The organism is Pseudomonas sp. JBR1 (genome assembly GCF_028198185.1).
Lineage (GTDB): Bacteria > Pseudomonadota > Gammaproteobacteria > Pseudomonadales > Pseudomonadaceae > Chryseomonas > Chryseomonas oryzihabitans_E.
This window is the reverse complement of sequence record NZ_CP116340.1, coordinates 2,326,419-2,346,460: the sequence shown is the minus strand read 5'-3', so window position 1 is coordinate 2,346,460 and position 20,042 is coordinate 2,326,419. Positions and strand designations below refer to the sequence as shown.

Sequence of the window (20,042 nt, the reverse complement as noted above, 5' to 3'; positions counted from 1 at the left end):
CAGTTAGTGTCGTCAAGGTAAAATCTTGCGAACTCAAGCGCAAGTTTTCGGCGAAATGTCGTCTTCACTCATCTAACGCTTTGCAGATCGGTAACGTCCTTGGACGTCAGCGAGATTGCTTGGGGTTATATGGTCAAGTGAAGAAGCGCATACGGTGGATGCCTTGGCAGTCAGAGGCGATGAAAGACGTGATAGCCTGCGATAAGCTTCGGTGAGGTGGCAAATGACCTGTGACCCGGAGATCTCTGAATGGGGGAACCCACCTAGCATAAGCTAGGTATCTTAACCTGAATCCATAGGGTTAAGAGGCGAACCAGGGGAACTGAAACATCTAAGTACCCTGAGGAAAAGAAATCAACCGAGATTCCCTTAGTAGTGGCGAGCGAACGGGGACCAGCCCTTAAGTTGATTTGAGAGTAGCGGAACGCTCTGGAAAGTGCGGCCATAGTGGGTGATAGCCCTGTACGCGAAACGCTCTTATCAATGAAATCGAGTAGGACGGGGCACGAGAAACCCTGTCTGAATATGGGGGGACCATCCTCCAAGGCTAAATACTCCTGACTGACCGATAGTGAACCAGTACCGTGAGGGAAAGGCGAAAAGAACCCCGGAGAGGGGAGTGAAATAGAACCTGAAACCGTATGCGTACAAGCAGTGGGAGCCCACTTTGTTGGGTGACTGCGTACCTTTTGTATAATGGGTCAGCGACTTATTTTCAGTGGCGAGCTTAACCGAATAGGGGAGGCGTAGCGAAAGCGAGTCTTAATAGGGCGTCTAGTCGCTGGGAATAGACCCGAAACCGGGCGATCTATCCATGAGCAGGTTGAAGGTTAGGTAACACTGACTGGAGGACCGAACCCACTTCCGTTGAAAAGGCAGGGGATGACTTGTGGATCGGAGTGAAAGGCTAATCAAGCTCGGAGATAGCTGGTTCTCCTCGAAAGCTATTTAGGTAGCGCCTCATGTATCACTCTGGGGGGTAGAGCACTGTTTCGGCTAGGGGGTCATCCCGACTTACCAAACCGATGCAAACTCCGAATACCCAGAAGTGCCGAGCATGGGAGACACACGGCGGGTGCTAACGTCCGTCGTGAAAAGGGAAACAACCCAGACCGTCAGCTAAGGTCCCAAAGTCCTGGTTAAGTGGTAAACGATGTGGGAAGGCTTAGACAGCTAGGAGGTTGGCTTAGAAGCAGCCACCCTTTAAAGAAAGCGTAATAGCTCACTAGTCGAGTCGGCCTGCGCGGAAGATGTAACGGGGCTCAAACCAGGCACCGAAGCTACGGGTATCACCTTTGGTGATGCGGTAGAGGAGCGTTCTGTAAGCCTGTGAAGGTGAGTTGAGAAGCTTGCTGGAGGTATCAGAAGTGCGAATGCTGACATGAGTAACGACAATGCGAGTGAAAAACTCGCACGCCGAAAGACCAAGGGTTCCTGCGCAACGTTAATCGACGCAGGGTGAGTCGGTCCCTAAGGCGAGGCTGAAAGGCGTAGTCGATGGGAAACGGGTTAATATTCCCGTACTTCTAGTTACTGCGATGGGGGGACGGAGAAGGCTAGGCCAGCTTGGCGATGGTTGTCCAAGTTTAAGGTGGTAGGCTGATTGTTTAGGTAAATCCGGACAGTTAAGGCCGAGAACTGATGACGATCCTTCTTTTAGAAGGAGAAGTGGTTGATGCCATGCTTCCAGGAAAAGCCTCTAAGCTTCAGGTAACTAGGAACCGTACCCCAAACCGACACAGGTGGTCGGGTAGAGAATACCAAGGCGCTTGAGAGAACTCGGGTGAAGGAACTAGGCAAAATGGCACCGTAACTTCGGGAGAAGGTGCGCCGGTGAGGGTGAAGGGTTTACCCCGTAAGCTCATGCCGGTCGAAGATACCAGGCCGCTGCGACTGTTTATTAAAAACACAGCACTCTGCAAACACGAAAGTGGACGTATAGGGTGTGACGCCTGCCCGGTGCCGGAAGGTTAATTGATGGGGTTAGCGCAAGCGAAGCTCTTGATCGAAGCCCCGGTAAACGGCGGCCGTAACTATAACGGTCCTAAGGTAGCGAAATTCCTTGTCGGGTAAGTTCCGACCTGCACGAATGGCGTAACGATGGCGGCGCTGTCTCCACCCGAGACTCAGTGAAATTGAAATCGCTGTGAAGATGCAGTGTATCCGCGGCTAGACGGAAAGACCCCGTGAACCTTTACTGTAGCTTTGCACTGGACTTTGAGCTTGCTTGTGTAGGATAGGTGGGAGGCTTTGAAGCGTGGACGCCAGTCTGCGTGGAGCCATCCTTGAAATACCACCCTGGCAACCTTGAGGTTCTAACTCTGGTCCGTTATCCGGATCGAGGACAGTGTATGGTGGGCAGTTTGACTGGGGCGGTCTCCTCCTAAAGAGTAACGGAGGAGTACGAAGGTGCGCTCAGACCGGTCGGAAATCGGTCGTAGAGTATAAAGGCAAAAGCGCGCTTGACTGCGAGACAGACACGTCGAGCAGGTACGAAAGTAGGTCTTAGTGATCCGGTGGTTCTGTATGGAAGGGCCATCGCTCAACGGATAAAAGGTACTCCGGGGATAACAGGCTGATACCGCCCAAGAGTTCATATCGACGGCGGTGTTTGGCACCTCGATGTCGGCTCATCACATCCTGGGGCTGAAGCCGGTCCCAAGGGTATGGCTGTTCGCCATTTAAAGTGGTACGCGAGCTGGGTTTAGAACGTCGTGAGACAGTTCGGTCCCTATCTGCCGTGGACGTTTGAGATTTGAGAGGGGCTGCTCCTAGTACGAGAGGACCGGAGTGGACGAACCTCTGGTGTTCCGGTTGTCACGCCAGTGGCATCGCCGGGTAGCTATGTTCGGAAGAGATAACCGCTGAAAGCATCTAAGCGGGAAACTTGCCTCAAGATGAGATCTCACTGGAGCCTTGAGCTTCCTGAAGGGCCGTCGAAGACTACGACGTTGATAGGTCGGGTGTGTAAGCGCTGTGAGGCGTTGAGCTAACCGATACTAATTGCCCGTGAGGCTTGACCATATAACACCCAAACAATCTGACCGCAGGTCAGAGCGTGAGGAAGACGACGCCGAAAACGGGCGCGTGGGTTCGCAAGACCCAAGACGAATTGTCTACTTCGATCACAGACCCAATTGGGCCAGCCAGGCAGTCTTATTGCCTGGCCAGCCAACCGAATTGCTTGACGAACATAGAGCATTGGAACCACCTGATCCCTTCCCGAACTCAGAAGTGAAACGATGCATCGCCGATGGTAGTGTGGGGTTTCCCCATGTGAGAGTAGGTCATCGTCAAGCGCCTAACACCCAGCACCCCCGCTCAGATCACTCTGGCGGGGGTGTTGTCTTTGGGGCGGGAAACGTTTTGGCGGGAGTGCCAAGGGACTTGGGCGGAGGGGCCTGCAGGCGGAAGCTGGAAAGCTGGTAAGCCATGCGGTTGAGGCTGCCCTCATCCTAACCCTCTCCCAGGGGGGAGGGGCCTAGAAGCCGTGCAGCTGAGGCTTAAGTGTCGCTTGCTGGATCAGGTGCGGCTTGAGGTCTGCAAGAGCAAAAGCAAAAACAGCCCGGCTACGCCGGGCTGTTGTGGCCCTCGCGGCCATGGGCCGCTCCTACAGGAAGTCATACCGTAGGAGCGGCCGCATCGGCGGACCGCCATGGCCCTGATCATATAGCTGGATGTTGGGCCTCGCTGTGCTCAGCCCAATCTACGGCAGCGTTACGAGATCAAATAACAGAGCAATAAAAAGCCCGGCATGTGCCGGGCTTTTTGCGTTCAGGGTTTGCGAGCTATAAGGGTCGCGCGCAAGGGGGCGGGAAGGCCTTCGACGGTGCGGCTGGGATCCTCGGGATGGAGGAAGTCGGGTAGTGACTGAAAGCCCATCCACTCGGTGGAGCGCTGTTCGTCCACGGTCGTCGGGGTAAGGTCCACCAGACGGATATCACGATAGCCAGCGCGTTGCAGCCAGAGTTGTAGGGCGGCAGCGGAGGGCAGGAACCAGACATTGCGCATCTGAGCGTAACGGTCCTCGGGCACCAGGACGGTAGTGGCATCGCCGTCGACGACCAGGGTTTCCAGGACCAGCTCGCCACCGCTGTCGAGGCAGTTCTTCAGGTCCAGGAGATGGTCGATGGGCGAGCGACGGTGATAGAGCACGCCCATGGAAAAGACCGTATCGAAGCCACCTTCCAGTGGTGGCAGCTCTTCCAGAGTCAGCGGCAAGTGCCAGGTGGGCAGCTGGGGTAGATAGCGGCGCAGGGCCTGGAATTGGCAGTGGAAGAGCCAGTTGGGATCGACACCTATCACTACATCAGCTCCGGCGCCGAGCATGCGCCACTGGTAGTAGCCGTTGCCGCTGCCGACGTCCAGGACACGTTTACCCTGCAGATCCAGGTGGGGGGCGACCCGATCCCATTTCCAGTCCGAACGCCATTCGGTGTCCAGGTGCACGTCGAACAACTTGAAGGGGCCCTTGCGCCAGGGCCGCAGCTGCAGCAGCGCTTCGCGCAGCGCCTGCTGTTGCTCCATCGATGGAGTGCCATCGAGGCGCACGGCCTCATGCAGCGCGACGCCTTCCACCTTGATGTCGGGCAGGGCATCGACACCGGCTTGCCAGCGCTGGAGGTCGCCATGGCCGCGCGCGTATTTGGCGGCAAGGACGCCTTCGAGGTCTCGAGACCAGGGGGCCAGTGGCGTATCTGCCAGCGCCTGTTGCAGTGTTGCGAGATAGGCCGGTTGGGTCATGGCAGGACGATCAGGGAGGTGAAGTTGAGGCATTGGAACCAGGGGACGACGGTGGCGAAGCCGGCGGCCTGCAGGCGCGCCCGGTGTTCGTCCAGGGTGTCGGTCAGCATGACGTTTTCCAGCGCGGTACGTTTCTGGGCGATTTCCAGTTCGCTGTAGCCATTGGCACGCTTGAAATCCAGGTGCAGGCCATTGAGCAGCTCCTGGTTGGTCGCTTCCGGGAAACGGATCTTTTCCGACAGCAGCAGGGCGCCACCGGGCAGCAGGCTGGCACGCAGGCGGCTGAGCAGGTCCAGCCGTTGTTCCGGTGGGATGAACTGCAGGGTGAAGTTGAGCGCGATCACCGAAGCCGCTTCGAGCGGAGCCTCAAGGATGTCGGCTTCCACCACCTCAACCGGTAGCAACTCCTCATGCATGGAATCCTGGGCGCTCAGGTATTCGCGGCAGCGGGTGACCATGGCGGAGGAATTATCGATGGCTACCACGCGGGTGCCTTCGACGCGGACATGGCGGCGCAGTGCCTGGGTGACGGCGCCAAGGGAACAGCCAAGATCGTAGAGACGGCTGTTGGGCTGGGCGAAGCGCGCGGCGATGACGCCGAGGTTTTCGACGATGGTGGGGTAGCCCGGCACGGATCTCTTGATCATGTCGGGAAAGACACGCACTACATCTTCGTTGAAAGTGAAGTCGGCAGGAGGCTGCGGCGACGCGAACAGGCGGTCGGCTTCGCTCATGGGCGGTACCTGGAAAATCGAAAGGGGGCATTGTACCCCCGGCAGGTAGTGCGGGACGCGGCTTTAGCGGATTTCGATGCGGCAGTCGAAGCGCGCCTGGGGCTCGGCCTCGGCATCCCAGGGTTGGCGGGCCTGGAGTTCGAGGTGGGCGCTGCCGGCGCTCTCGGCGCGGAAACGCCAGAGGGACTGGCCGGCGCTACCGATGCCGCCCTGGTCCTGGCGTCTTTCGCGGAAGACTTCCGGGCCGAGCTGCCTGAGGTTGTCGCTGCGCTGGAGGATGGCCCAGCGGTAGCCGCTGGTAGGGTCGCTGGGCAGGGTCAGGGTCAGTTCCTGGCCGGTATGCATGGCCAGCGGCGTGCAGTCGCTGTCATCTCCGAGAACCAGGTTGCCGCTCGGCTGGGTACTGCTGCAACCGGCCAGCAACAGGCAGCTGCAGAACAGAAGACGCGGGGACATGGGAACCTCCAGGGTATGACGGCAAAACGCAGAGCATACCCCAAGAGGTCGAACGGTCAGACTAGAAGAGCACCTTGGCCACGTCGGCGAAGCGGCGAGCGAAGTGCACGGTCAGGCCCTCTCTGAGATAGGCCGGCAACTCCTCGAAGTCACCACGGTTAGGCTCTGGCAGGATCAGCTCGCTGATCTTCTGCCGCCGTGCCGCGATGACCTTTTCCCGTACCCCGCCGATGGGCAGCACCTGGCCGGTCAGGGTCAGCTCACCGGTCATGGCCACGTTCTTCTTCGGGGCCTGGTTGCGGGCCAGTGACAGCAGGGCGGAGGCCATGGTGATACCGGCACTGGGCCCGTCCTTCGGGGTAGCGCCTTCAGGGACATGCAGATGAACGAAGGCCTGGTCGAAGAAGTTCGGATCGCCCTTGAAGTCCTTGAGATGCGCGGTAACGTAGCTATAGGCGATCTCGGCGGACTCCTTCATGACATCACCCAGCTTGCCGGTGAGCTTGAAGCCCCGATTCAGCGTATGGATGCGCGTCGCCTCGATTGGTAGGGTAGCCCCGCCCATGCTGGTCCAGGCCAGCCCGGTAATGACACCGACCCCGGACAGCAGCTGCTCCTTGCGGAAGGGCGGCTTGCCCAGATAGTCCTCGAGGTCCGACGCGCCGATCTTGATCTTGAGCTTGGGTTCCTCGATGAGCTTGACCACCGCCTTGCGCACCAGCTTGCCCAGTTGCTTCTCCAGCTGGCGCACGCCGGCCTCGCGGGCATAGCCTTCCACCAGCGCCTTGAGGGCGCTGTCGGTCAGGGTCAGGCGGTCCTTGGGTACCCCGGCCTTGTCCAGCTGCTTGGGCCAGAGATGGCGCTTGGTGATGGCCTGCTTCTCTTCGGCGATGTAGCCGGAAAGGCGGATGATCTCCATGCGATCCAGCAGGGGGCCGGGGATGGAGTCCAGGGTGTTGGCGGTGCAGACGAACAGCACCTTGGACAGATCCAGGCGCAGATCCAGGTAGTGGTCGAGGAAGTCGACGTTCTGTTCCGGATCCAGGGTCTCCAATAGCGCTGAGGCCGGATCGCCCTGGTAACTCTGGCCCATCTTGTCGATCTCGTCGAGCATGATGACCGGGTTCATGACCTTGACGTCGCGCAGGGCCTGGACGAGCTTGCCGGGCATGGCGCCAATGTAGGTGCGTCGGTGACCCTTGATCTCCGCCTCGTCGCGCATGCCGCCGACACTGAAGCGATAGAAGGGGCGGCCGAGGGATTCGGCAATGGATTTGCCAATGCTGGTCTTGCCCACGCCGGGCGGGCCCACCAGCAGCACGATGGAGCCGGCTACTTCACCCTTGAAGGCACCCACGGCGAGAAATTCGAGGATGCGGTTCTTGATGTCGTCTAGCCCGGCATGGTGGCGATCCAGCACCTTGCGTGCGTGCTTGAGATCGAGCTTGTCCTGACCATGGACGCCCCAGGGGAGGTCGGTGGCCCAGTCCAGGTAGTTGCGGGTAACACCGTATTCCGGCGAGCCGGTTTCGAGGATGGACAGCTTGTTCAGCTCGTCGTCGATACGCTTCTGCGCTGCTTCGGGCAGAAGCTTGCGTTCCAACCGTTGACGGAAGCTTTCGATATCGCTGCTGCGATCGTCCTTGGTGATGCCCAGCTCCTGCTGGATCAGCTTGAGCTGTTCCTTGAGGAAGAATTCGCGCTGGCGTTCGTTGATCTTGCGATTGACCTCGGCGGAGAGCTCCTTCTGCAGGCGAGCGACCTCGACTTCCTTGCGCAGCAGCGGCAGGACCTTTTCCATGCGTTGCAGCATGGGCACGGTATCGAGCACCTGCTGCAGTTCATCGCCTGGGGCGGTGGTGAGGGCGGCGGCGAAGTCGGTCAGCGGCGAGGGATCGTTGGGACTGAAGCGGTTGAGATAGTTCTTCAGCTCTTCGCTGTAGAGCGGATTGAGCGGCAAGAGCTCCTTGATGGCGTTGATCAGCGCCATGCCGTAGGCCTTTACCTCGTCGCTGGGATCGGGGTTGGGGCGCAGGTGTTCGACTTCCACCAGATAGGGCGGGCGCTGGCGACGGAGCCAGCCGCGGATGCGTACCCGCGACAGCCCCTGGGCGACGAACTGCAGCTTGCCGTCCTGACGAGTGGCATGGTGGATACGTACCAGGGTTCCATGCTGAGGGAGCTGGTCGGGATCGAAGCCTTCGGGATCCTCGGGCGGCTGATCCATGTAGAACAGCGCCAGGCAGTGGTGATCGGTCTTGGCCACCAGCTCCAGAGTTTCGGCCCAGGGCTCTTCGTTGACGATGACCGGCAGGACCTGTGCCGGGAAGAAGGGCCGGTTGTGGATAGGGATGACGTAGAGCTTGTCGGGAAGATTCTGGCCAGGCAGCACCAGACCGGTCTGGCCGGCTTCTTCGCTGAGGATGTCCGCTTGATTGTCCTGATCGCTCATTGGCGTACCTTGGGCTTGGATGTGAAGCCAACATGGGGCGAGGGCGCCGCTTTTTCAACGCAGGCATGGACCTGTCCTTCTTGACCGCCAGGTACCACTCGAAGTGCGACGACCGGGCAAACGAGAAGGCTCTGCCACGATAAAGATTCGTTCGTGACTGCCGCTAAAGCTGAAGTCACGCCGCGAAGCCGGCGAGAGATCCGAAGGTCACGCGGTGGAGAGCAGTGGGTGAACAAGCAACGGGTAGTGGCGGGATTGTTGGCCTTGGGGCTGGGGACCGCGCAGGCGGCAGAGATCAAGGTCCAGGTAACTGATAGCCAGGGCGCGCCCCTGGTCGATGCAGTGGTGATGCTGTCAGGGCAGGGCCTGGTACCCGAGCGACAGCCGGCGGCCATCGACCAGCAGAATCGTCGCTTCGTGCCCCATGTCCTGGCCGTGTCTGCCGGGACGGCGGTGAGCTTTCCCAATTCCGACGATATCCGTCACCAGGTCTATTCCTTTTCCTCGCCCAAGCACTTCGAGCTGCCGCTGTATCACGGCATTCCCAGCGCGCCGGTGGTATTCGACCAGCCCGGCGTGGTGGTGGTCGGCTGCAACATCCACGACTGGATGGTGGGCTATATCTATGTGACCGCTGCGGGACGTTCTGCCGTGACCGACAGTCAGGGTCAGGCGCGGCTGGAGGCGCCGGAGGGTCATTATCGGCTGGCGCTCTGGCATCCCGACCTCAGTGACAAGCAGGAAGTAGCCCAGCCCGACCTGGACGTGAAGGGCCAGCCCGTGACCCTGGCACTCCAGCTGGCGGTCCAGCCGAAGCCTCAGTCCGCGGAACCGGCAAACACGGCATTCGAGGACGCCTTCCACAAGGCGGCGCACGATGAAGCTCATCCATAGTTTCCAGACCCGCATCGCCGGCAGCCTCTTCCTGCTGATGCTGGTGGTGATCACCCTGGTCTATCTGACGGTCAAGGCCGCCACCGAGGCCAGTGCGATCCGTCAGTCCTACGATCAGCTCGACACCGGCGCCCGGGTGTTCCGCCAGGTGCTGGACGGTCGTTGCCGCCGGCTGAACGATGCCGTGCGCGTGCTCGCCGCCGACTTCGGCTTTCGCGATGCGGTGGCCAATGGCGATGTGCCAACCCTGAGGTCGGTGCTGGCCAACCATGGCGCGCGGGTCGGCGCGGGCGATACCTATCTGCTGGATATGGACGGTCGACTGATCGCCAGCACCGTTGCGGCCCATAGCGAGGGCGAGCGTTTGCCCGCGTCGGTACCGGCGGCCAATGACGGCAGCTGCGTGCTGGCAGGTACCGGCTTGCCCCAATTGCGGGTCACCGTTCCGGTGCGGGCGCCGCTGCCCATCGCCCAGGTGGTGATGAGTTTCGTCATGGATCAGGCCATGGCCCGGGAATTTCGCTCGCTGATCAACCTGGACGTGGTCTTTCTTGGCGAAGCTACGATCATGGCCAGCACGCTGCCGGACGAGCAAGGGCGGTTGCTGGTGAAGGAGCTGACGAGTTCAACCCAGGCAGGCGACACCTGGCAGATGACGCTGGGCGGTCGGCTCTATCAGGTCAAGCGCCTGACCCTGGGTACCAGCGACAGCCCGGTCTACGTCTATCTGTTACGTTCCCTCGACGTGGCCCTGGCCGAATTCGAACCCCTGCTCAGGCAGCTTGCGCTGATCGCCTGCGGGGCGCTGCTGGCGGCCTTGCTGGGCGCGCTGTGGCTGGCTCGCAATCTGGTCCAGCCGCTGCGTCAGCTTTCCGTGGTGTCCTGGCGGATCGGCCAGGGCGACTATGGGGTCAAGGTGGATGTACAGCGGCAGGACGAGTTCGGGCGGCTGGCGCAGGTGCTCGAGGACATGCGCCAGGGGATCGCCGAGCGTGAGCAGCGACTCAAGCACAACGCCCTGCACGATCCCCTGACCGGGCTGCCCAATCGCATCCTGGCCGAGGAACGACTGCGGGTCTTCATCGCTAGCCAGTCCCAGGTGTCGCTGCTGTACCTGGGGCTGGACGGTTTCCAGGCGATCAACGAGTCCGCCGGGGTGGCCGGTGGCGACCGGATCCTCAGGATGGTAGCCGAACGGGCACAGGTCCTGCTGGCCGGTCGTGGCTGCGTGTCGCGCCCGGTGGGCGACGAGTTTCTCGTTCAGGTCTGCCGTATGGGGCTGGAGGGCGCGGTGGGGCTCGCTGAGCAGCTGCGGCTATCGCTGGCGGAGCCGATCGAGTGGGAAGGGCAGCTGTTCCGCCTCAGTTGCCGCATCGGCCTCGCCGAGTATCCGCGCCACAGTGACGACCCGACCCAGCTGATCGAGCGGGCGCGTAGCGCCATGCTCGATGCCGGCCAGATGCCGGATCGCCTGCGGGTCTATGATGAAGGTCGGGATGCGGCCCAGCAGCGACGGCTCCAGCTGGTACACGATCTGCCGCTGGCGGGCGAGCGGGGCGAATTGATGCTGGTGTTCCAGCCCAAGATTGCCCTGCATGGCAGCGGCCCCTATCAAGCCGAGGTCCTGCTGCGCTGGCGCCACGCCGAACTGGGCATGGTCTCGCCGGGCGAGTTCATTCCCCTGGCCGAGCGGAGCGGCAGCATGGCCGGTCTCACCCGCTGGGTGATCCAGGCGGCGATCCGGCAGCTGGCGCTTTGGCAGACCCAGGGACGCGAGGTAAAGGTGTCGTTGAACGTGTCCGCCGTCGACCTGGCCGATAACCGCCTGCCCGAGCGGGTGATCGGCTGGCTCGATGACGCCGGCGTCTCGGCGCGGCAACTGACCTTCGAGATCACCGAGAGCGCCATCATGGCCGATCCCGAGGCCGCCATCGCCTTGCTCACCCGGCTGTCCGTTCTGGGCATAAGGCTGTCGGTGGACGACTACGGAACCGGCCAGGCATCCCTGGCCCACCTCAAGCGACTGCCGGTGGACGAATTGAAGATCGACCAGTCCTTCGTGAAGGAATTGGCGCCGGACAACGACGATGCCGTCATCGTCCGCTCGACCATCGAGATGGGCCATAACCTGGGCCTGGAGGTGGTCGCCGAGGGCGTCGAAGAGGCGCAGGCGCTGGCCCTGTTGCGCAACTGGGGGTGCGATGTGATTCAGGGCTACTACATCAGCCGCCCGGTGCCGGCTGCGGAGTTCGAAGCCTGGATGGAGCGGCAAAGCGTACCGGTGGCGGAGCTGCTCTCGTGACCCGTGCCTGGGGCGTTGGCTTGTTGCTGCTCGCCGCGGGGGCGCAGGCCGATGGCGGCAAGTTGCTGGCCACCGGCGGGGCCAGCAGTCTGGAAGGCGCGGCAGGCGGTGGCATTACCCCCTGGGCGGTGATTGGTGGCTATGGGGAAAGCGGTCAGCCCGGCGCGACGGCCTTCGCCACGCGGGTCTGGACCGGTGACTACCGCCTGGATGTGGCGGGCGCAGCGGTGGCCTACGACAATCGGGTGGAACTGTCCTACGCGCGGCAGCGACTGGAGATGCCGACCCTGCGCCGGCGCCTGAACCTTGCCGAGGACAGCCTCAGCCAGGACGTTGTCGGCGCCAAGGTGCGTCTCGCCGGTGACCTGATCTATGACCGGTTGCCACAGCTGGCGCTGGGGATCCAGTACAAGCACCAGCGCGATTTCGCCATTCCTGCCGCGGTGGGTGCCCGCCGCGACAGCGACGTCGAAGGCTACCTGGGCGCCAGCCGGCTGTTTCTGGGCGGTGCCTTCGGCTACAACCTGCTGGTCAATGCCGGACTCAGATACAGCCGCGCCAACGAGATGGGCCTGCTGGGCTTCGGTGGCGATCGCAGCGATCATCGTCAGTGGCTCAAGGAAGGCTCGGCCGCGGTGTTCTTCAATCCGCGCTGGGCGGCTGGGGCGGAATATCGCCAGAAGCCGCACAATCTGTCTTTCACCGGGGAGAGCGACTGGGTGGATACCTTCGTCGGTTACTTCCCCAACAAGCATCTATCGGTGGTGCTGGCCTACGCCTGGTTGGGCGAGATCGCCACCCTCGACCGTCAGCAGGGCCTCTATCTGTCGCTGCAGGGGAGCTACTGATGAAGGCGAGCCCCTTGGCACTGCTGGCCCTGCTGCTGACGCTGCTGGGGTGCACGCCCCAGCAACCCTCAGGTGATCGGCTCTATCAGGAGCTGGGCGGCCAACCGGGCATCACTCGGATCGTCGAGGGGATGCTGCTCAATGTGGCTCGTGATGACCGAATCCGGCACTACTTCGTCCGAGTCGACATCGCCCGGCTGCGTGGTCAGTTGATCCAGAAATTCTGCGCTGACGCTGGCGGTCCCTGTCGCTATACCGGGGCAAGCATGGAGGAAAGTCATAAGGGGCTAAATCTGCAACCAGCCGACTTCAATGCGCTGGTGGAAGACCTGCAGCTGGCCATGCAGCACGAGGGTATTGCGGAGTGGGCGCAGAATGCCCTGCTGGCGCGACTCGCGCCGCAGCGCGGCCAGGTGATTCGCCAGTAGCCTGCCAGTCGTCGCCGGTTTCGAACCAGGCCTGCTCGGAGTCCTCCCTAGGCTATACACCCTCGGGAGAGATGCTTCTTGAGCAAGACGACTTCGGCGGCCGACCTCGGCCTGACCCTCACCGCTGACGATGAACAGGCGTTCTTCGGCTGGTTTCTGGCGAGCTATCTGTTCGGCAAGCGCATTTCCCAGAGCATCGCCGCCCAGGCGTGGTCAGTGCTCTATCGCAAATACGGCCGCGATACACCGCGCAAGCTGCTCAACCTGAGCTGGCAGCAACTGGTCAACTATCTGGGGGAAGGTCACTACCGGCGTTATGACGAGAGCACCGCGACGCGCTTGCTGGACGCCTGCCATTGGTTGCAGGAGGAACATGGCGGCAGCTTCGCTCGGCTGCGTGATGCCAGTGCTGACCGGACAGATTTCGAGCGGCGCCTGCAGACACTGAAGGGCGTAGGCCCCAAGACCTGCGAGATCTTCATGCGCGAGGTGGGACACTTGCTGTTTCCCGGCTGAAGGTACACCGCCGGCACAGGGCCGGCGGTGGTCGAGACGAGCAGGTCAGCGCTATTTCTTATCCAGGTCGGCCTTGAGTCGGCTGCCGGCATAGGCCTGGGCGTCCTTGGCCTTCTGCACGACCGCAGCGGTACCAAAGAACTCGTGGGTGACGCCTGGATAGACCTTGCGCTCCACCTGGACTCCGGCCTGGCGCAGGGCGGTTTCCAGGAAGCCACCGTCATCACGCAGGGGGTCGATCTCGGCGTTGACGATGGTGACCGGCGGCAGCCCGTTGAGATCGGCCTTGGTCAGGTCCAGGCGCGGGTCCTTGAGGTCATCGGACGACCGGGTCACCTTATCGATGAACCACAGCATCATGGGGCGATTGAGCGGCTTGCCGTCGTCGTACTGCTCGTAGGATTGGGTATGGGTGTTGGTCTGGGCCACCGGATAGACCGACAGCACGTGCTTGGGCGCGGTGAGACCGGCTTTGCGTGCGACGACAGCGGTCGCCACCGCCAGGTTGCCGCCAGCGCTTTCGCCCGCCAGCGCCAGGCGCTGGGGATCGCCATTGAGCGAGCCGGCGTGGGTGGTCACCCAGCGATAGGCGGCCAGGGCATCATCGTGAGCGGCAGGAAACTTGTATTCCGGGGCCTGGCGATAGTCCACCGAGACCACGATGGCATTGGCCTGCTTGGCCAGGCCGCGGGCGCCAGCATCGTAGACGTTACGGTCAGCGAAGACCCAGCCGCCACCGTGGAAATAGAGGATGACCGGGAAGGGGCCCTGACCTTCAGGGGTATAGATGCGAGCGGGCAGCACGCCAGCAGCGCCGTCCACGGCGCGGTCGACGCTGGTCACGCCAGGCACTAGTGCCTCGGCCTGGGTGGGTCGGCCTTCGTCCTGCAGGACGCCTTTGACGGCATCGGCGATGGTAGGCTGTTGCCGGGCCTGCTGGGCGGTCAGCTTTTCGATCGCCTTGGGATCGAAGCTGGCGTACTTGTTCAGTACCTTCTGCATGTCGGCATCGGTACGTGCCATGCTCTTGGCATTGCTGACCGCCTCGGCACCCAGCGAACGTTTATCCGGATCACGGGCGCAGCCGGCCAGGGCGATGCCGGCGCCCACCAGGGCCAGGGCGAGGAGGGTAGGTTTGCTACGCAAGACGGAAAGCGGCATGGCGGAAATCCTGTGCGAATTCGAGAGGCTTACCTCTAAACCGACAGGGTTAGCGCGCGAGAGGTTCCGGCGGAATGCTGGCAAGACGCTGGCCATCGCGCTGCTGGGACTGCTGGCGACGGACGTCCTGGCCGGGCCGGCTGCCTACTGGCGCTGGCGCAGCACCACGGACAATCAGGAATTCTGCACCCAGACCCCGCCGGGTCCGGGGTGGATAAAGGTGGCGGGGCCCTTTCGCGACCTGCAATGCCGTGAACCGGGTAGCGTGTCGCTGCGCCGTTGGACGGAGCCACCGCAACAGCGATTCTAGTTCGAGCTTTCCGCTGCCTTGATCAGCGAGGCGCCGATCTCACCTTCGTAGTGCTGCCAGACCGGACGCATGGCCTCGCGCCAGCGCGCCCGCTGCTCGGGGGTGAGGGTCAGGATCTCGCTGCTGCCGGCGGCGACCAGGCGCGCGCGATCACGCTGGTTTTCCGCCTCGGATTGCTTCTTCACTTCGAAGGTCACCTGGTCGATGATTTCTTCCAGGGCGCTGCGCACGGCGAAGGGCAGGGTACGCCAGCGGTCGGCCTTGACGATCAGCATGTAGTCCAGAGCACCATGGTTGCTTTCGGTGAAGTAGCGCTGCTGCTGATCGAGGCGCTGGCTCCAGTAGTTGGACCAGGTGTTCTCGGTAGCGTTGACGGTGCCGCTGGCCATTGCCTTCGGGGTCTGGTTGAAAGGCAGCTTGACCGCCGTGGCGCCGAGCGCCTCGAACTGGCTCTGCAGCACATCGGAATTCTGGATGCGGAACACCAGGCCCTTGGCATCACCGGGTTCACGCAGTGGCTTGCGCGCCGACAACTGCTTGAGGCCGTTGGGCCAATAGGCCAGGCCAATGATGCCGCTTGGTTCCAGGCTCAGCAGCAGTTGCCGGCCGCTGGGCCGGGACTGGAAGTGGTCGAGGGCGGCACGGCTCTCGAAGAGGAAGGGCAGGTCGAACAGCTTGAGCTTGGGGCTGAGGTCAGTGAGCTTGCTGATCGCCGGTGCCAGGATGTCCACCTTGCCGTCCTGCAGGGCCTGCAGTTCGTTGGCATCGGTGAAAGCGGTGCCGCTGGGCATCACCTCCAGCTGTACCTGACCGGCGAGGCGCTGCGCCACCAGCTGCTGGAACAGCAGGGCGCCCTTGCCCTTGGGCGTGTCCGGCGCTACCACATGGGAAAACCTCAGGGTGATGACGTCGGCCTGAGCGGCCGTCAGGGGCAGGGCAACGGACAGCAGGGCGCAGAGGCCCAGGATAGACGACTTCATGAGAGCTCCTGGAGGCTGTTTTGGATTCCTTGTCGGAGCGTACTTTACCAGTGCGACGTCAGGTCGCAGGGCCTGTGGGAAGCCTCTGGCTGCCGTTTGGCGGATGACCGGGAGAATCGGCGGCGCGCTGACGTTCCAACAAGGCACACCCATAAGAAGGATGCGTCCATGAATACCGCTCAAACCGTTCGTTTGCCCGATGGCACTACCGTTCCGGCGCTGGGACAGGGTACCTGGCGCATGGGCGAGAACGCCGACCTGCATCGTCAGGAGGTCAGCGCCCTGCGTCAGGGCCTGGACCTGGGGCTCACCCTGATCGACACCGCTGAAATGTACGGCGAAGGCCGCGCCGAAGAACTGGTCGGCGAGGCCATTGCCGGGCGGCGTGACGAGGTCTTCCTGGTCAGCAAGTTCTATCCCAAGAACGCCACCGAGGCAGGGGTGCCGCTGGCCTGCGAGCGTAGCCTCAAGCGGCTGGGCACCGATGTCATCGATCTCTATCTGCTGCACTGGCGTGGTCAGGTGCCGCTGATCGAGACGGTGATGGCGCTGGAGAAGCTGCGCGACGAAGGCAAGATCCGCCACTGGGGTGTTTCCAATCTCGATACCAGCGACATGCTGGAGCTGGGCGACGACCGTTGCAGCGCCAACCAGGTGCTCTACAACCTGGAGCAGCGTGGCATCGAGCATGACCTGCTGCCCTGGTGCCAACGTCAGCAGATGCCGGTGATGGCCTATTGTCCGCTGGGGCAGGGCGGTGACCTCCTGCGCCATCCTACGTTGGCCACCCTGGCGGAGCGACACCAGGCCACGCCTGCGCAGATCGCCCTGGCCTGGGTGTTGCGCCAACCGGGGGTGATCGCCATTCCCAAGGCGGGCGATGCCGGTCACCTCGAGGAAAACGCCCGCGCCCTGGATCTGCGTCTGACCGATGACGATCTGGCGCTGCTCGATGGTGCCTTCCCGCCACCTCAGAGCAAGACGCCGCTGGCGATCATCTAGCCGCCGCGGATCAACCGACGCAGGGGAAAGCGGTTGGGGTGGCAGGCTTCGGCCACCCGCCGTGCCACGGGCAGGGGTTCGTCGTCCAGCCAGGCCGCCAGCAGTTCGGCCGCCAGTGGAGTGGTGACCAGACCGCGCGAGCCGTGGGCCAGATTGAGATAGAGGCCCGCGTGCCAGGGAGCCGCCTGCTCGGGTACCTGGCGGGCATCGTAGGCCAGCGCCTGGTATCGCTGGGCGAAAAGCGCTTCGTCCACGACCGGGCCCACCAGGGGTAGGTAGTCCGGCGACGTGCAGCGGAAAGCGACGCGGCCTTCCAGGGCGTGCGCCTCGTGACTGGCCGCCAGTTCTGGCGACAGCTCGGCGAGCAGTTGCAGGTTGCTGAGGTGCTCCGCCTGACTGGGCTCGGTGTCGTCGCGATCGAAAACGAAGCTGGCGCCCAGACAGTGGCGGCCTTCACGCGCCGGGGCAAGATAGCCTTCGCCACACACTACGGTTGCCAGCGCTTGACTGGCTGGGGTTTCTGGCAGATTGGACAACTGTCCGCGAATCGCCTTGAGCGGCAGCTCGGGTAGCAGTGTTCTGGCCTGGGCGGCACTGGCCACCACGACGACCGTCGCCTGCAGGTCCGCACGATCAGTGACTACCTGCCAACCGGTCGCGGTTTGCTGCAACGCGGTCACGACGGTCCCGGTGATCAGCTCGATGTTGGGATGCGCCAGCCAGTGCGCGCACAGCGCCGGTGGATGGACCCAGCCGCCTTCTGGAAAGAACAGGCCGCCTGCGGTCAGGCCGATCCCTGCACGGGCGCTGGCGGCGTCGCGGTCCAGCGGTTGCAGCAGATCGCTGGGAAAGTGCGCCGCCAACTGGGCCTGGCGCTGGGCATCTTTGGCGGTCAGCGCCAGTTGCAACACCCCACAGGGCGACCAGGCCGCTCCCGGCGGCAGGGCCTGCAGCTCGCGCAGGGTCAGGCCGAACCCGTCCAGGATCAGCCGGCTGAGCGGGGTGTCATGGGCCGACAGCTTGAGGTAGAGCACGCCCTGGGGATTGCCGGAGGCCTCCTGCGCGGGTGCCCCGTGGCGCTCGATGACCCTGACCTGCCAACCGCGGCGGGCAAGGCTGGCCGCGGTGGCGCACCCGGCGAGTCCCGCGCCTATCACGATTGCCGTTCGCGGACCCTGGCACCGCGGCGGACGTCCATACCAGGGAACGCTCGCGCCGACGGCAGGACGCTCCAGCGCGCCGGCCAGCATCTCCCGCTTGTGGCCGAAACCCGGCACCTTGGCCATGGCGAAGCCCGCTTCGTTGAGGCCTCGGCGGACGAAACCGGCGCAGGTGAAGGTGGCCAGGGTGGTGCCGGCGTGGGACAGCCGCGCCAGCTCGGCGAACAGCGCAGGTGTCCACATTTCGGGATTTTTCGCTGGAGCGAAGCCATCCAGGAACCAGGCGTCACAACGGGCATCCAGTTCGGGCAGGCGCTCCAGTACATCGCCGATCAGCAGGGTGAGGGTGATACGGCCGTTGCCCAGAATCAGTCGCTGAAAGCCTGGGTGGATCGCCTGGTACTGTTGCTGCAGCGCCGTGCTGTAGGCCGCCAGTTCCGGCCAGAGGGTCAGGGCTTGGGCGAGATCGGCGGCGGTCAGCGGAAAGCGCTCGACACTGACGAAATGCAGGCGCGCACCCTGGGGGGGCAGGGCCTCGAACAGCTGCCAGGCGCATAGAAAGTTGAGGCCGGTGCCGAAGCCCGTCTCGCCGATGGTGAAAACGTCGCCCGCCGACAGCGCCGCGAAGCGCTCGGGCAGCCGATTCTGTTGCAGGAAGACGTAGCGGGTCTCTTCCAGGCCGCTGGCGCGGGAGAAATAGACATCGCCATAGGCGCGGGAGAGGGGTTGCCCGGAGGCATCCCAGTCGAGCTGGGCGTGCTGGAAATCGGTCATGAGCGGCGCGGCCTGGAATTCAGGGCGCGCAGTCTAATGGATCAGAGACAGCCGGTCAGACGTTGCTGACGGATTGGCGCATGAGCCCCTGTGCGGTTTGCAGCCGCTCGACATAGCGGTCGATCTGGTTGAGGGCTTCTTCGCGGCTGAAGAAGGGGCCTTCCAGGGTGCCCTCGCGGGTGGTGAAGAAGAATTGACCGTTGACCACGCTGACGCGCTCGCTACGGAAATGGGTGCTGGCACCGGGGTCGTCATTGCGTTTGCCGAACATGAGAATCTCCTCCTCGTCTTGCCAACAGACCATGCCGAGCGCTGCGGGTTGCCCCGCTCGGCCGATTTCCTGTCCGTTGGTCTTCCTTAGGTGTAGCACCCTAGCGGCCGCTGCGCTTGGGTGGAAAAAGCCCGCCGAAATTGTGAGAGTGGTCACGCGGCACAGGACCTCGCCGGGTGGAGATAGCCCTGAACCAGGTGGCTTTCGCGTTATAACCACAGCGTGATCCGATCTTTCCCGCTCGCTCTGGCGAGCGGCATAGTGCCGCTATCCCTACCTGCATCAGGAGAACTGCCAATGACCATCCGTCTGGGCGATATCGCCCCCGATTTCGAACAGGATTCCAGCCTGGGCCGCATCCGCTTCCATGAGTGGCTGGGCGACAGCTGGGGCGTGCTCTTCTCCCATCCCGCCGACTTCACCCCGGTGTGCACCACCGAGCTGGGCCTCACCGCCAAGCTCAAGGACGAATTCGCCAAGCGCGACGTCAAGGTGATCGCCCTCTCGGTGGACGGCCTGGAATCGCACCAGGGCTGGATCAAGGACATCGAGGAAACCCAGGTCACCGCCGTAGGCTTTCCGATCCTGGCCGACGCCGACCGCAGCGTGTCGACCCTCTACGACATGATCCATCCCAATGCCAACGACACCCTGACGGTGCGTTCGCTGTTCATCATCGATCCGCAGAAGAAGGTGCGGCTGTCGATCACCTATCCGGCCAGCACCGGTCGCAACTTCGACGAGATCCTGCGGGTGATCGATTCCCTGCAGCTCACCGACAATCACAAGGTTGCGACCCCGGGCAACTGGAAGGATGGCGATGACGTGGTCATCGTGCCGTCGCTCAAGGACGAGGAAGAACTCAAGCGGCGCTTTCCCAAGGGCTATACCGCGGTCAAACCTTATCTCCGCCTGACCCCCCAGCCCAATCGCTGACATCTCGGGTGACAAGAAAACCCCGGCTCAGGCTGGGGTTTTGTTTTTCTGGTTATAACCAAGTGCCTAAAGGAT

Annotated in this window: 16 protein-coding genes and 2 rRNA genes; 10 read left to right on the top strand and 8 right to left on the bottom strand. The window is 62.7% G+C overall.

The genetic code is table 11. The features are described from left to right. The first annotated feature begins 131 nt into the window (after positions 1 to 131). Positions 132 to 3,024, top strand: a 23S ribosomal RNA gene (locus PJ259_RS10865). A gap of 159 nt (positions 3,025 to 3,183) precedes the next feature. Next, positions 3,184 to 3,299, top strand: a 5S ribosomal RNA gene (gene rrf / locus PJ259_RS10860). 475 nt (positions 3,300 to 3,774) lie between these two features. Here rrf and cmoB read toward each other — a convergent pair. The 4 genes from cmoB to lon form a co-directional block, all read right to left on the bottom strand. Next, entirely contained in the window at positions 3,775 to 4,743 is a 969-nt protein-coding gene (gene cmoB, locus PJ259_RS10855; protein ID WP_271655750.1) for a tRNA 5-methoxyuridine(34)/uridine 5-oxyacetic acid(34) synthase CmoB, read from the bottom strand. After that, the gene (gene cmoA / locus PJ259_RS10850) at positions 4,740 to 5,477 is read right to left on the bottom strand and encodes a carboxy-S-adenosyl-L-methionine synthase CmoA (protein ID WP_059315922.1); all 738 of its coding nucleotides are present in this window, start codon (positions 5,475 to 5,477) and stop codon (positions 4,740 to 4,742) included. Before cmoA ends, cmoB begins: the two co-directional genes overlap by 4 nt. A gap of 63 nt (positions 5,478 to 5,540) precedes the next feature. Beyond that, the gene (locus PJ259_RS10845; RefSeq protein ID WP_059315921.1) at positions 5,541 to 5,933 is read right to left on the bottom strand and encodes a protease inhibitor I42 family protein; all 393 of its coding nucleotides are present in this window, start codon (positions 5,931 to 5,933) and stop codon (positions 5,541 to 5,543) included. A 61-nt stretch (positions 5,934 to 5,994) separates the two neighbouring features. After that, the gene (gene lon / locus PJ259_RS10840; RefSeq protein ID WP_271655749.1) at positions 5,995 to 8,385 is read right to left on the bottom strand and encodes an endopeptidase La; all 2,391 of its coding nucleotides are present in this window, start codon (positions 8,383 to 8,385) and stop codon (positions 5,995 to 5,997) included. Positions 8,386 to 8,613: 228 nt separating this feature from the next. Here lon and PJ259_RS10835 point away from each other — a divergent pair, with 228 nt between their 5' ends. The 5 genes from PJ259_RS10835 (at position 8,614) to PJ259_RS10815 (ending at position 13,373) form a co-directional block, all read left to right on the top strand. Beyond that, positions 8,614 to 9,279 (top strand): methylamine utilization protein, encoded by a 666-nt coding sequence (locus tag PJ259_RS10835; protein ID WP_271655748.1) that lies wholly within the window; start codon positions 8,614 to 8,616, stop codon positions 9,277 to 9,279. Beyond that, positions 9,263 to 11,581 carry a putative bifunctional diguanylate cyclase/phosphodiesterase gene (locus PJ259_RS10830; protein WP_271655747.1) on the top strand — a complete coding sequence of 773 codons (2,319 nt, stop codon included), beginning with the start codon at positions 9,263 to 9,265 and terminating at the stop codon, positions 11,579 to 11,581. The genes PJ259_RS10835 and PJ259_RS10830 overlap by 17 nt, the downstream gene beginning before the upstream one ends. Next, positions 11,578 to 12,429 carry a DUF3034 family protein gene (locus PJ259_RS10825; protein ID WP_271655746.1) on the top strand — a complete coding sequence of 284 codons (852 nt, stop codon included), beginning with the start codon at positions 11,578 to 11,580 and terminating at the stop codon, positions 12,427 to 12,429. Before PJ259_RS10830 ends, PJ259_RS10825 begins: the two co-directional genes overlap by 4 nt. Further along, entirely contained in the window at positions 12,429 to 12,857 is a 429-nt protein-coding gene (locus PJ259_RS10820) for a group I truncated hemoglobin (protein ID WP_271655745.1), read from the top strand. The genes PJ259_RS10825 and PJ259_RS10820 overlap by 1 nt, the downstream gene beginning before the upstream one ends. A 78-nt stretch (positions 12,858 to 12,935) precedes the next feature. Next, a complete protein-coding gene (locus PJ259_RS10815; protein ID WP_271655744.1) occupies positions 12,936 to 13,373 on the top strand; it encodes a DNA methylase in 438 nt (145 codons plus the stop codon). Between the two features lie 51 nt (positions 13,374 to 13,424). Here PJ259_RS10815 and PJ259_RS10810 read toward each other — a convergent pair whose 3' ends face one another. Continuing rightward, positions 13,425 to 14,534 carry an alpha/beta hydrolase gene (locus PJ259_RS10810; protein ID WP_271655743.1) on the bottom strand — a complete coding sequence of 370 codons (1,110 nt, stop codon included), beginning with the start codon at positions 14,532 to 14,534 and terminating at the stop codon, positions 13,425 to 13,427. Here PJ259_RS10810 and PJ259_RS10805 point away from each other — a divergent pair. Next, the gene (locus PJ259_RS10805; RefSeq protein ID WP_271655742.1) at positions 14,533 to 14,844 is read left to right on the top strand and encodes a hypothetical protein; all 312 of its coding nucleotides are present in this window, start codon (positions 14,533 to 14,535) and stop codon (positions 14,842 to 14,844) included. The two genes, PJ259_RS10810 and PJ259_RS10805, sit on opposite strands and share 2 nt — an antisense overlap. On the opposite strand, the gene PJ259_RS10800 is transcribed toward PJ259_RS10805, so the two are convergent. Further along, entirely contained in the window at positions 14,841 to 15,824 is a 984-nt protein-coding gene (locus PJ259_RS10800) for a DctP family TRAP transporter solute-binding subunit (protein WP_059315915.1), read from the bottom strand. The two genes, PJ259_RS10805 and PJ259_RS10800, sit on opposite strands and share 4 nt — an antisense overlap. A gap of 168 nt (positions 15,825 to 15,992) precedes the next feature. On the opposite strand from PJ259_RS10800, the gene PJ259_RS10795 reads away from it, so the two are divergent. Next, positions 15,993 to 16,826, top strand: coding sequence for an aldo/keto reductase (locus PJ259_RS10795; protein ID WP_059315914.1), 834 nt, complete (start codon positions 15,993 to 15,995; stop codon positions 16,824 to 16,826). On the opposite strand, the gene mnmC is transcribed toward PJ259_RS10795, so the two are convergent. Then, positions 16,823 to 18,760, bottom strand: coding sequence for a bifunctional tRNA (5-methylaminomethyl-2-thiouridine)(34)-methyltransferase MnmD/FAD-dependent 5-carboxymethylaminomethyl-2-thiouridine(34) oxidoreductase MnmC (mnmC, locus tag PJ259_RS10790; protein ID WP_271655741.1), 1,938 nt, complete (start codon positions 18,758 to 18,760; stop codon positions 16,823 to 16,825). The genes PJ259_RS10795 and mnmC overlap by 4 nt on opposite strands. A 55-nt stretch (positions 18,761 to 18,815) precedes the next feature. After that, positions 18,816 to 19,031 carry a DUF6316 family protein gene (locus PJ259_RS10785; protein ID WP_059315913.1) on the bottom strand — a complete coding sequence of 72 codons (216 nt, stop codon included), beginning with the start codon at positions 19,029 to 19,031 and terminating at the stop codon, positions 18,816 to 18,818. 297 nt (positions 19,032 to 19,328) lie between these two features. On the opposite strand from PJ259_RS10785, the gene PJ259_RS10780 reads away from it, so the two are divergent. Further along, entirely contained in the window at positions 19,329 to 19,967 is a 639-nt protein-coding gene (locus PJ259_RS10780) for a peroxiredoxin (RefSeq protein WP_271655740.1), read from the top strand. Positions 19,968 to 20,042 lie beyond the last annotated feature (75 nt).